Below are 13,224 nucleotides of genomic sequence, written 5' to 3'. Positions count from 1 at the left end.
GAGTAAAAGTTAACAAGAGACAACAAGTTAGGCACGTGTCTCACCATGTCCATAGACGATCCACTTCTGTGAGGTTAGGCCTTCGAGTCCTACCGGGCCACGCGCGTGAATCTTGTCGGTTGAGATGCCAATCTCTGCGCCCAAGCCATACTCAAAACCATCTGCGAAACGACTAGAAGCATTAATCATGACGCTTGCTGAGTCCACTTCACGAATAAAGCGCTGCGACTTAGTATAGTTATCAGTAATGATGACATCAGTATGATGGCTGCCATGGGTGTTGATATGTTCAATGGCTTCATCGATGCCTGCCACGATTTTAATCGCTAAGATAGGCGCTAGATATTCGGTATCCCAGTCCTCATCGGTTGCAGACGATAGGTGACCCTCAAGCTTGGCATTGTCATTCAAGAGAGCTTGCGCCTTATCATCGAGACGTAGTTGCATGGCGTCATCAGCTTGTACGATAGCTTCAGCAATCTTCGGTAATAGCTCATCTGCAATCGTGTCATCGAGCAATAACGTCTCCATCGTGTTGCATGTGCCATAGCGATGGGTTTTTGCATTGACGCTGACATCGATGGCGATTTTTGAATCAGCGTCGCTATCGATAAAGGTATGGCAATTACCGTCTAAGTGTTTGATGACGGGTACTTTGGCATCATTACTAATACGAGCAATCAAGCCTTTGCCGCCACGCGGTACAATGACATCGACGTATTCTGTCATAGTAATAAGCTCGCCAACGGCAGCGCGATCTGTGGTTTGCAGTACTTGTACGCTATGCTCAGAGAGGCCCGCTTTTTTTAGGCCTTGGTGGATACATTTAGCGATTGCTTGATTGGATTCAAAGGCTTCAGAGCCACCGCGTAGAATAATGGCGTTACCTGATTTTAGGGCCAATGAAGCAGCTTCTAAAGTAACGTTTGGGCGTGACTCATAAATCATGCCAACGACGCCAAGTGGCACGCGCATTTTACCTAAGTGAATACCAGATGGGCGATAGGTCATATCGGTGACCTCACCGATAGGATCAGGCAGGGCTGCGACATCTTTTAGACCTTGAAGCATGCCCTCAAAGCGATCTTCGTTGAGCTCTAAGCGATCTAAGAGTGCTGCTTCAAGGTCGTTTTTTTGACCGTTATCCATATCGATTTTGTTAGCAGATAAAATATCTTGTTTGTTATCAACTAATACATCACGAATCGCTATCAATGCTGAATTTTTATCGCCAGTATTGGCAGCGGCAAGCGTACGCGATGCTGTACGAGCTTGTTTGCCGACTTGTTGCATGTAAGTAGCGACATCTGCGGTATTTGATTGACTCATAGAAGGGTTCCTTGTGTGTGTGGATGAGAGTTTTTCACTAATAAGGGGTTGTCATTGGCAAGAATTTACGTTTTTTCGCCTTCACAACGTGATGCTATTTAACATAGAGGAGTTACCGTCGATAGTAAAGATGAATTTGTGAACAGTATCTGCTTTTACTTAGCAATTTTTGTCACTTACAATGTCTTTGCCAGCCTTTATAAATATAAGATTTAAATCAAAATATTGTCTATTCGTAAGTCTGTTAACTCAAAATAATCATATAAAAAACTTAATACGTACGCGGTTACGCACTTTTAACATAACTGTGCTGTAAATACTAAGGTAGTGACAAACAGTTATCAGTATAGTTGAGTACTAAATAACCAGACATTCCCTAAACTCAATATCCATTAAGTGGGTTTAGAAAATTTTTTCATCCCATTATGCTTATTAAGCAACGGAGAGTTCAGATGAATACTATTAAAGATATGACTACCTCAGATACGACCACTCACAAACCTATGCATAAAAAGTGGCTTTACGCTTCTTTAGCAGCAGCGGCTTTAACATTGAGTGCTTGTGCAGATAAAGAAGCACCTATGAGTGAAGACGAAACAGCTATGGATGCGCAAGTAGAAGTAGAGCAAGATGCCACTAGTGTTGATGATGTCGAGCAAGTCACAGAAGGAGTCAACAGTGCAGATATCTCTGATGATCCTATGGTGAATGATGATGTTGCCGTTGCTACGGCTGATGAGTCTGAAGTGGCTGACGACACTGAGATACTAGACGGTAGCGAATCAGAAGAGCATGTATCAACCTACTAATTTTAATCTCTTAAATTACTATTAATAAGCTTACAGACTGGCTGTTGATAAGCCTATAAACTGGCTATAACTTAAGCTGACTATTACCAGTTTTATATAAAAAACAGTAATATCATATGTAAGCTCAGATATGCTAACGCTGTCTGAGCTATTTTTATGGAAAAAGGATAAAGAAGCAAGAGATATCAAGCACAAAAAATAGATAGAAAGTTTGCCTTTTGGTCTTGTTTTAGGCGACAATGTGGCGCAAACGTCCTATAGAACTTATTAGCATCATTTTAAGTTATTATTACGCTTCTCCCTTTATTTATTTTTATTGGAAATCTACCGACCCATGCTTGAGACTGCCGCAAACTCGACTCGCCCTATTGCCTTAGAGTTACAAGATCTTCATAAAAGCTTCGGCTCATTGGCTGTGCTCAAAGGTGTATCGTTGACTGCTTATGATGGCGATGTGATCTCTATCTTAGGGTCTTCTGGCTCTGGTAAATCGACTTTACTACGGTGTATTAATCTACTTGAAAAACCAACACAAGGGCATATAAGCATTGGCAATGAAGAGCTCATGCTAAAGCCAACCAAATCTGGCGAGATGCAAGCAGCAGACAACAAGCAGCTTGATAGCTTACGGGCCCGTGTGGGTTTTGTCTTTCAAAACTTTAATTTGTGGCCGCATAAGACCATTCTTCAAAACATCATTGAAGGACCAACACAAGTATTAAAAGTCAAAAAAGAGCAGGCTATCATTGATGCAGAAAAACTGCTAGATAAAGTTGGTTTGCTTGATAAAAAAGACGCTTATCCTGCCAACTTATCAGGCGGTCAGCGTCAACGTGTTGCGATCGCTCGTGCACTTGCTATGCAACCACGGGTATTATTATTTGATGAGCCAACTTCTGCACTTGACCCTGAGCTGGTCAATGAAGTGCTGACCGTTATGCGCGACTTAGCAGAGGAGGGGCGTACGATGTTAATTGTCACTCATGAGATGCGCTTTGCTCGTGAAGTTTCAAACAAAGTGGTGTTTTTGCACCAAGGTGTGATTGAAGAGATAGGCACACCCGAACAAGTGTTTGACAACCCTACCTCAGAGCGAGTCAAAGAGTTTATGGCATCGCACAATCAAAACTAATAGCTAAACTTATCTATAATCTTTTATATAGCGTGCCATATATTAGCCTTAGCTTCAGATAATCAATTACCTGACCACTATTTGACTTTGTCATTCTGAGTCATTCTGACAGTGTCAGATAGTGGCGATAACATACAAACATTAGGTATGTCTTTTATCCTCATTTGATGCTTTATTGCTCGATAATAACAGTCAATATGCAAAACGTTTGTTTTTGATATTTGAGTGAGGTATTATCGAGTTGTTCATAAAATGTCAATACTTGTTATTGTATTTATATCTGGCAAGGATGCCAGACGTTAAAACTACACAAATCTTTATCAAAATTTTATTAAAAAATGAGGAACGTATGATGTCGAACTCTCGCCTATTGTGGTCGTCAATGACCATCACCGCGGCCATTGCACTTAGTGCCTGTAGTCAACCTGCCAACGAGGCCGCTGATACTAACGCTGATGCACCGGCAGCGGACGCGGCTGGTAAGACGATTCGTATCGCAACTGAGGGTGCTTACCCTCCTTTTAACTATACTAATGCTGACGGCAGCTTGGCAGGATTCGATGTCGATGTTGCCAATGCTTTGTGTGAGCAGATGCAAGCCAACTGTGAAATCGTCGCACAAGATTGGGACGGTATCATTCCAGGTCTATTGGCTCAAAAGTATGATGCTGTGGTCGCAGGTATGTCGATTACTCCTGAGCGTCAAGAAAAGGTTGATTTCACTGAGCCTTACTTTGCAAATACCATGGTATGGCTGACCGATACGACTGGCAGTTTTGATCCAATGGCAATGCAAAACCTGACGTTGGGCGGTCAACGTTCAACGACTCCAGGTGCTTATTTGCAGGACAATTATGAAGGTAAAGACGGTAATACGGTTCAATTATATGATAATTATGATAATGCCTACCTAGACCTAAAATCTGGTCGTAGTGATGCTGTATTGGCCGAAAAAGTATCTGCCAAATCGTGGTTAGCAGATAACCCCGAAGGCTTTGGTATTGTTGGTGATGAGATAGATAATGATGACAACATTGCTATCGCTGTACGTAAAAACGACTCTCTTAAAGATGACTTTAATAAGGCGTTGAGTGAGATCCGCAGCAACGGTGAGCTTGCTCGTCTTGAACAAGAAAACTTTGGTCAATAAAAATCTGTTTTAGAAATAAGAGAGTAGCAATTATGACAATATCTATGACATCATCAATCGTAAATAAAGCCAAATGGTTGGCACCGCTTAGCGCTGCTATGCTGATGCTGGCTGGCTGTAACAATAGTACTGCACCAGAAGAGAGCGCTGCCTCTGATACAGCAGTTTCTGATGCGCCTATTAATGTAAAAATCGCCACCGAATCAAGTTACAAGCCATTTAGCTACACAGATGCTGATGGCAAACTTATCGGTTATGAGATTGAACTGGTCGATGCGCTATGTGCGCAAATGCAAGCTGAGTGTGAGGTAATCTCTCAAGATTGGGATGGTCTTATTCCTGGACTTAATGCACAAAAATTCGATGCGATTATCGCTGGTATGTCGATCACACCTGAGCGTAAAGAAGTGGTAGATTTTACGGATCCGTACTTTCACACTGGCATTATCTTAATCGGCAAAAAAGGCGATGACATCAGTGTCGCTGACCTAAAAGGACAGCCTGTAGCTTCGCAGCGCTCAACGGTCTCGTCACAGTACCTGCAAGACGAATACCCTGATGCTGACATCAAGCTTTATGATACTCAAGACAATGCCTATCTAGACCTAACTTCAGGTCGCGTACGTGCAATGATGTCAGATAAAGTGACAGGTATTGATTGGCTAAAGACAGAAGCTGGTCAAGACTATGAAGTCAAAGGCCAAGAGATTAGTACCGAAGAAGATGCCATGGGCATGGCCTTTCGTAAAGGTGATCCTCTAGTTGCCAAATTCAATGAAGCGTTGGCTGAGCTAAAGTCTAATGGTGTCTATGATCAGATCACTGGTAGCTACTTTGGTACCAGCACAACCGCTGCGGCCCAACAAGCGGCAACCACCGACGGTGTTGAAAAAGTTGTCGTCGTGGACGAAGAGGGCGTCGATGCCAATGCTATGATTGCTGAAGAAGAGCAAACAGAATCGGCGACTAATTAATAGCGGATTTAATAAGTAAAATCTGAGCTGTTGGTCTTTAGTAAATATCAAGGATGATTATGAGCAACCATTTTGTTTCCGCGATCGTAATGGCGAATATGTCTGTTGTGAGATCGACTAGAGTGAATCGTTTATTAGCTCCTTCATTGGCTATGGCGGCAGCGTTTACGTTAGCTGGTTGTAGTAATAGTCAAGACAGTGCTGAGAACGTTAATGCAACAGCTGATGAGACTACGGCGGCGACTGAGTCAGGTGAGATGCTACGTATTGGTACCGAAGGCGCTTATGCGCCTTTTAACTATACCAATGCAGATGGGACACTCGGCGGTTTCGATGTCGATATGGCCAATGCCATTTGTGCGGATATGCAAGTCACCTGTGAGATTACGGCGCAAGATTGGGACGGTATCATTCCTGGCCTGAAGGCCGGCAAGTATGATGCGATTGTAGCTGCGATGTCTATAACGCCAGAGCGCGCGCAGCAAGTCAGCTTTACTGATCCTTATTTTAGCAATACCTTGGTATTTTTGGCCAAAAAAGACAGTGGCTTTGATCCAAGTCTGAGTAGTGATATCGATGCTCACTCTATCGCCGCCCAGCGCTCGACCATCTCTTCACAGTGGTTAGAGGAGGCTTATCCAAAAGCCAATATGAAGTTATATGATACTTTGAGCAATGCGTTTTTGGACTTAGGGTCAGGTCGCGTTGATGCAATGATCTCTGATAAGCTGCCAGCGCTAGAATGGTTAAGCTCACCATCAGGTAGCGGATATGTGGTCAAAGGTGATGAGATCGATATCGATGATAACTTTGCAATCGCTGTGCGTCCTGGCGATGCTTTGCAAGCAAAAATTAATCAATCATTGGCGAATCTAAAAGCTGATGGTACTTACGATAAGCTCAACCAAAAGTACTTTGCTATGCCGGCGACTGAGACTGATACTGATAATGAGGCTACGCCAACTGTGGTAACCGATGAACCTATCGCAGATACTGCTGCTCAATAGAGATGTCTTGCTCTAATGATTTATAAGCCAACCCCAAAATACTTATCTTATTAGTCAAAAGGATATTGCCAAACTGGTGATATCCTTTTTATTTTGTCGATGGTTTTTTATCTTACTGACTGTACAGTCTTGCCAAATTTATCCTCGTAGTCGGGGTTTTGACAATAGCAATGTTCATTTATAGACAGGTTTTGCTTATGAGCAGTAACATAGAGCTTGCCGATTATGATAAAATCACGGCGCATTTCTACCGAGTCAATCCATCATCGTCTGTGCACAAGTTTAACTGAGTTGCTGCTCTAGAAAATATAAGACGATTGATACTGATTCTTTTAACTAACATTCTGCTAACTTGCTAATATAAAGAGACTGAGTGGACAACTGTGTTTGACTTACAAGGATTTGGCGCGCTCTTACTGAGCGGCGCAACCGTCACTATCAAGCTTGCCTTGACCAGCTTAGTTATAGGCATGGTCCTCGGGCTTTTGGGTGCGACTGCTAAGCTGTCCAAGATTTGGATACTACGTAAAATTGCGACTGTCTATACAGCCACGATGCGCGGTATTCCTGAGCTACTATTGGTGCTGTTTATATATTATGGCGGCTCTATACTGCTGATGAGCGTACTCAAAAAGTTTGGTTATAACGACTATATTGAGATCAGTGCGTTTTGGGGCGGGGTCATGGCCTTGTCTATTGCCTTTGGTGCATATGCGACCGAGATTTTACGGATGTCCATTCAGGAGATTCCAGTAGGTCAAAGTGAGGCGGCTCAAGCGGTTGGCATGCGTCCTCTTCAGACGTTTTATCGGATTACTTTACCGCAAGTGTGGCAGATTGCCCTACCAGGTTTGGGTAATTTATTTTTGGTACTGCTCAAAGATACCGCTTTGGTATCAGTCATCGGTCTTAAAGATATTATGTATCAGTCATCGCGCGCCGCTCAGTCAACCCAGCAGCCTTTTACGTTTTATATGGCAGCAGCGATTATTTATTTGGGGCTGACGATGCTCATAACCGGCTTTATGATGTGGCTTGAATGGCGTGCAAATCCAGCAGCACGCTATGCAAAGAAGCTTAGCCGTCAATCGACCACAGGGTAGAGGAGAGATACTCATGGATTGGAATTGGCAGGTTATTTTTGATCATATCCCAGATCTATTGGGCGGTGCAGTGTTGACCGTGCAACTGGTGGTAGTCTCAGGCATCATTGGGCTATTTTTAGGTTTGGTTTTAGCGTTATTAAGATTATCCAAAAGCTGGTTGGTACAGATTATACCTTTTTTGTATATCTTCTTCTTTCGTGGTACGCCGCTGCTGGTACAAATATTCTTGATTTACTATGGTCTTGGCCAGTTTGAAGCCGTTCGTGATTCGTTCTTGTGGGAGCCAGTACTTAGCCAAGCTTATTGGTGTGCCATTATCGCGTTTACGATGAATACGAGTGCGTATCTTGCCGAAATTATTCGTGGAGCCATTCAGACCATCCCAGTCGGTGAGCTTGAAGCGGCCGATGCGATCGGCATGTCAAAATGGCAAAAGCTCACCCGTATTACTTTGCCGCGAGCATTTGGTATTGTGATTCCAGCGTATAGTAACGAAGTGATTTTTATGCTTAAGGGTAGTGCCTTAGCCTCAACAATTGCGCTGATGGATATCACTGGGGTAGCTCGTACTATCAGCGCCCGTACTTATACTTTGATGGAATTATTCTTCGCTGCAGGTGTCGTCTACTTACTACTGTCATGGGTGATTTTATTCGTTTTTGGCAGGTTTGAAAAACGCATGAATCGTCATACCAGCTACGTACCACCAGATGTCGTGACACGTACTATCCCGTGATATAAGACCATGTTTCTATTACACAGATGATTATACATTACGATAGAGCGATTGATTGACCGCTACTAAAAGATAATAATGAAAAATAGTGATGAAAGTTGCTTGATAAATGCTCGTATGACTTCCTTTTATAGTGAGAACGCATTATGACTGAATCCCCCCATGTTTCTTTGATTAATGACATTGTTAGAGAGGCTAATGAGTTTAGCATAGACGATGATACCAGCAACCAAAACAAGCGTCATTTGATAGGCAAAGTCGTCTGCGTCGGTCGTAATTATGCTGCCCACGCCGCTGAGCTTGGCAATGCTGTTCCAACGCGTCCATTACTATTTATCAAGCCTGCTTCAAGTATTATCTCTTTATCAGACGTTATTCCTAGTAGTGTCCGTGATACACCTCGTGGAAAAGTATATCCAGTACATTACGAAGCAGAATTCTGTATACGTTTGGGCAAGGATTTAAAGTCAGCTTCGTTAGAAGAGGTTGTCAGTACGACTGGTTTAATTGAAGCAGTCACGCTAGGGCTAGATTTGACCTTGCGAGACTTACAAAGTGAGCTCAAAGAACAAGGCCATCCATGGGAGCGGGCAAAGTGCTTTGATGGCGCATGTGTGCTCGCTGACTGGATTGATCCGCAAGCGTTTGGCGACTGTAGCGATGTGCACTACCAGCTTTATATTAATGATGAGCTTAAGCAAGATGGTAATAGCGCGCTAATGCTGTTTCCTGTTTATGAGTTACTTGCCGAGATTAGCCATGCTTTTAGTTTGCAAGCAGGTGATGTGATTATGACCGGCACCCCAAGTGGGGTTGGTATACTGCATGCAGATGACGAGCTAAAGCTGGTACTGGGCGCCCATGAGTGGCAGGCGCGAGTGCAATAGTGTTGCTTTAACTATAAGCTTAAATAAAAACTTGATGTCTGAAAATATAAAATCCCAAGCCAATGCTTGGGATTTTTTTGTTTAAATAAAGCCTGTTATTTAAATGTCATCGTATCGTCATAAAAGTTCAATAGACTCAAGCGTAATCCGCATTTTCGTAGTGGTAATTACAAAGCTGCTACTGACCCCGTTTATGCTAATCCAGCCTAACAGCAAGGTGACTGACAATGACATTATTGAATAAAATGACACTACTGAATGATAAGCAAAATCTTGCCCACGAAGTTGTTGAAGACTCCAATCCTACTCATAATACTGACTTTCAAAGCATTATCGATCGTCGTCTAAACCGCCGTAGTATCCTAAAAGGTGGTACAGGATTGACAGCAGCTGCTTTTTTTGGCGCACTTCCTTTAGTCGGATGTGCTGACAATGATGAAAGTAGTACTGGAAGCCCCATTGTCAATAACGACAATAATGCTGCTATTCCTGCGCAAGGTGATTTAAAGCGTCCTGAGACTTTAAAGTTTGAAGCAGTCGCACACTCCACTGCCGAAACAATGAGTGTAGCAGAAGGTTATAAAGCTGAGATGATATTACCACTGGGCACACCATTAATTTCTGGTATTAATGATTGGAAAGACAATCGTGAGCAGTCCGCTGAGTCGTTTGATTGGCGTATGGGTGATAACCATGATGGCATGTGGTTCTTTGGCAAAAAGGGTCATGGATACGATGCTAAAGAATCAGAGAATGGTCTGCTAGTCATGAACCATGAATACGTAAATAGTAGCGAGCTAAGCCCGTTTGGTTACCATGTAATCCAAGATAATAATGCTGCGCCTATATTCAAAAATCGCCGCCTCGCAAGCGATGTGCGCCGTGAAGCCAATTGTCATGGCGTGGCTGTAGTTGAGATGACTCGCCGTGCCGATGGCATAGGTTATGAGATGGTACTCAATTCAAAATATAATCGCCGTATTACTAGCAGTACTCAATCGCAGTTAGCAGGGCCAGTTGCTGGCTCTGATTTGGTCAAGACCAAATTTGATCCAACAGGCTTTCAGACTCGTGGGATTAATAATAATTGCGGTGCAGGACTCTCGCCTTGGGGTACATATTTGACCACAGAAGAGAATTTCTTAGGAGTCTTTGCCCGTGGTCAAGATTCCAGTCAATTAACTGCCGCGCAGAATTATGGTCGTGAGCGTTATGGTGCCATAGAAAATTTTGCCAGCTCAGGGTATTTATGGCATACCCCAGAAGCCAAAGACGCCAAAATCTCTGATGAATTTTCCCGCTGGGACATGACTGCTGTCGGTGCAACCGCGACTGACGATTACCGAAATGGTTTTAACACTTTTGGTTATATCACTGAAATCGACCCTTTTGACCAACATTCTATGCCACAAAAACGCACAGCGTTGGGTCGTTTTGCTCACGAAAACTGTGCCTATGCACCTGTTGAGCAAGGCAAACCAGTGGTTTTTTATATGGGTGATGATGCTCGCGGTGAATATATTTATAAGTTTGTCTCCAAAGCTTTGTGGTCCAATAAAGATATAGGGATGGGCCTAAAAGCCGGTGACAAGTATATGAATGAGGGCACGCTATACGTTGCAATCTTTCATGACGATGGTAGTGGTGAGTGGCAGCCGCTGGTTCATGGTCAAAACGGACTGGATGCCTCTAATAGCGTGCTGCCCTTCAATGGACAAGATGACGTATTAGTGTTTGCTCGTGCTGCTGCTGACACGTTAGGGGCAACCAAGATGGACCGTCCTGAATGGGTATCGGTCAGTCCCATTACTGGTGAAGTTTATGTGACTTTGACCAATAATAAATATCGCGGTGAACGTGATGACCAACCAGTGTCTGCAACCAACCCGCGTAGTTATGAGGCTCGTGGTAAAGCGCGCGGCAATGACAATGGTCATATTATTCGCTGGGCAGAAGCAGGAGGTGATCATGCGGCAACGAGCTTTGAGTGGGATATTTATCTATTTGCTGCGCCGAGTACTTTGTCAGCAGAGAACTTATCGCAATTAAATGACAATAACGACCTTTCTTCCCCAGATGGTCTGTACTTTGACCCACGTGGGGTATTGTGGATTCAGACTGATGACGGCGCTTATACCGACACTACTAACTGTATGTTGCTCGCAGCATTACCGGGTAATGTCAGCGATGGCACGCTCAAAACTACCTCGGCAGGACAACAAACTCGTGTCGGTATGAGAGCAAATAATGATAATATCAAACGTTTTTTTGTCGGTCCTGAAGGCTGCGAGGTGACGGGTATTACCCTAACACCAGATTTCAAAACGTTATTTATTAACATTCAGCATCCTGGTAATACGTGGGGTGCAGTCGCAGGCGGTAGTACACCGCGCTCAGCTACGGTCATGATTACTCGCGAGGACGGAGATGTGATACTGGCAGAGTCGTTTGCAACGGATGTGAGAACGACATAGAGGGTGAGTTGTTCGTATTTATTGAAGATGAGCACAGCAATCTTATGTGACAGGATAGAGGTTTTGTTTATCTGATATAGCAGATACTATGAATAGGTACTCTTATCACCAGATACGTCAAAACTATGAACAATCTAGATTCTATCGATTCGATTCACAATTTATTTGCCAAAAATAAGCTTGAGCCTAATATAAGCTCTGGCTCTGATGCTAGCTCAAGGTTTCAAGGTGACTTATATGAAGAGCTGGCTAAGCTTGAATATATCTATATCGATGATGCAATAGAGTTACAGGCAAACGATGATAGAACCACCATTGCATATAATCCTATATCTTTAAGCGACTTTTTTGAGGGATTAGCACAGCTTGCTACAATGGGAGTGGTGGAGGTAACTGATATTGTAGAAGCTATTCACCGTGAGATTGTTTTACGTCTTTTGGGGCGTTTTAATGAAAGCAATGTCAGTAAATGGCAACGTGGTCTCACCGGTCGAATCTATGGAGCGGTACGCCGGGTAGCATCCTTAGTTGGCAATAATCTAGCATTGGCACTGCGATTGTATAAAAACGTAATTAGTCAAAAAGACGCCCGTCCGCTACCAGAATCTTTTAAACAGCTTATCAACGTCCTAAATGGCGTGATGGGCGATCATCTGGTCAATCATGACAATCCCCTCGCGATTCCCATGATTTTATACGATAGCGCCTCACGTCCAAGAAGTGGACAGCTGCAAAACAAAGAGATATCAGGACGCGTTATTATCTTGTGCCATGGTCTTTGCATGAGTCACTTAAGCTGGCAACCAGCTGAACCAAACAGCCTTGGTGCACATATTAAGCGCAGTCTGCCAGAATCTACCGTTCTATATCTTGATTACAATACCGGACGACGTATCTCGCTCAATGGTCGTAACTTCTCCAAAGTACTACAAGAGCTGGTAGCACATAATCCAAACATCAGTCAGATAGACTTAGTTGGACATAGCATGGGCGGATTGGTCGCTCGTAGTGCCTTGTTTTACGGTAAACAGCAAGGCTTTGATTGGGTAAAGCGAGTGGGTAATTTGATTACTCTTGGTTCACCGCATCATGGGGCAAGCCTAGAGCGTATCGGCTATTTTGTACAGGATATGATAGCCAAACTGCCTTTTGCAGGATCACTTGCGAAGCTGGGCGATTTACGTAGTACAGGCATCATCGATTTGCGTCATGGTAGTATTCGTGACGATGACTGGATGTCTTTAGAAGGTCGCAGTGTACTGCCGCAAGAGTTCCATCATCCTGCGCGGTTGCCGCTACATGTCAATACGTATTTTATCGCCGCCACACTAGTTGAAGCTCATTACGACTCCAAGGCCACAAGCTTATTAGGTGATGGTCTGGTGACGATAGAATCTGCGCTAGGGGAATATGATGGTGAACATGCTTTGTCAGTACCTGAAGGACACAAGGCTATTTTCTATGGCGTGAGTCATTACAATTTACTTTATAACGATAGAGTGCACAAACAAGTGGTCGCATGGCTGCTGGATAACGGTCAGAGTAGCGCTAATCAGGACGGAGATGTACTTGGCACTTGCATCCATTCTTATCCTGAAAATATCGAGGTGAGGGTGTAGT

General features: G+C 43.6%; 11 protein-coding genes. 10 read left to right on the top strand and 1 reads right to left on the bottom strand.

Going from position 1 to position 13,224, the window contains the following annotated elements:
• Window positions 1-27 precede the first annotated feature (27 nt).
• A complete protein-coding gene (locus ACTXGH_RS03620; protein ID WP_439262815.1) occupies window positions 28-1,329 on the bottom strand; it encodes a glutamate-5-semialdehyde dehydrogenase in 1,302 nt (433 codons plus the stop codon).
• 452 nt (window positions 1,330-1,781) lie between these two features.
• On the opposite strand from ACTXGH_RS03620, the gene ACTXGH_RS03615 reads away from it, so the two are divergent.
• The 10 genes from ACTXGH_RS03615 to ACTXGH_RS03570 all read left to right on the top strand — a co-directional run bounded on the left by ACTXGH_RS03615 (window position 1,782) and on the right by ACTXGH_RS03570 (window position 13,223).
• A complete protein-coding gene (locus tag ACTXGH_RS03615) occupies window positions 1,782-2,138 on the top strand; it encodes a hypothetical protein (RefSeq protein WP_439295587.1) in 357 nt (118 codons plus the stop codon).
• A 334-nt stretch (window positions 2,139-2,472) separates the two neighbouring features.
• Window positions 2,473-3,270 (top strand): ABC transporter ATP-binding protein, encoded by a 798-nt coding sequence (locus ACTXGH_RS03610; protein ID WP_439295588.1) that lies wholly within the window; start codon window positions 2,473-2,475, stop codon window positions 3,268-3,270.
• A gap of 349 nt (window positions 3,271-3,619) precedes the next feature.
• Complete coding sequence (locus ACTXGH_RS03605; protein ID WP_299218206.1) at window positions 3,620-4,420, top strand: transporter substrate-binding domain-containing protein; 801 nt, start codon at window positions 3,620-3,622, stop codon at window positions 4,418-4,420.
• A gap of 44 nt (window positions 4,421-4,464) precedes the next feature.
• A complete protein-coding gene (locus tag ACTXGH_RS03600) occupies window positions 4,465-5,394 on the top strand; it encodes a transporter substrate-binding domain-containing protein (RefSeq protein ID WP_439262810.1) in 930 nt (309 codons plus the stop codon).
• Window positions 5,395-5,483: 89 nt separating this feature from the next.
• Window positions 5,484-6,401, top strand: a complete 918-nt coding sequence (locus tag ACTXGH_RS03595) for an ABC transporter substrate-binding protein (protein ID WP_439295656.1) — start codon at window positions 5,484-5,486, stop codon at window positions 6,399-6,401.
• 383 nt (window positions 6,402-6,784) lie between these two features.
• The gene (locus ACTXGH_RS03590) at window positions 6,785-7,504 is read left to right on the top strand and encodes an ABC transporter permease (RefSeq protein ID WP_439295590.1); all 720 of its coding nucleotides are present in this window, start codon (window positions 6,785-6,787) and stop codon (window positions 7,502-7,504) included.
• A 13-nt stretch (window positions 7,505-7,517) separates the two neighbouring features.
• Window positions 7,518-8,243, top strand: a complete 726-nt coding sequence (locus tag ACTXGH_RS03585; protein WP_439295591.1) for an ABC transporter permease — start codon at window positions 7,518-7,520, stop codon at window positions 8,241-8,243.
• A gap of 146 nt (window positions 8,244-8,389) precedes the next feature.
• On the top strand, window positions 8,390-9,130 hold the full coding sequence (locus ACTXGH_RS03580) for a fumarylacetoacetate hydrolase family protein (protein ID WP_439295592.1): 741 nt from the start codon (window positions 8,390-8,392) through the stop codon (window positions 9,128-9,130).
• A gap of 245 nt (window positions 9,131-9,375) precedes the next feature.
• Complete coding sequence (locus ACTXGH_RS03575; protein ID WP_439295657.1) at window positions 9,376-11,604, top strand: PhoX family protein; 2,229 nt, start codon at window positions 9,376-9,378, stop codon at window positions 11,602-11,604.
• Between the two features lie 125 nt (window positions 11,605-11,729).
• On the top strand, window positions 11,730-13,223 hold the full coding sequence (locus ACTXGH_RS03570) for an alpha/beta fold hydrolase (RefSeq protein WP_439295593.1): 1,494 nt from the start codon (window positions 11,730-11,732) through the stop codon (window positions 13,221-13,223).
• Window position 13,224: the final 1 nt, after the last annotated feature.

Origin of the sequence: Psychrobacter sp. 1Y10 (assembly GCF_052259005.1) — a bacterium.
Lineage (GTDB): Bacteria > Pseudomonadota > Gammaproteobacteria > Pseudomonadales > Moraxellaceae > Psychrobacter > Psychrobacter saeujeotis.
This window is presented reverse-complemented; position numbering and strand designations above follow the sequence as displayed.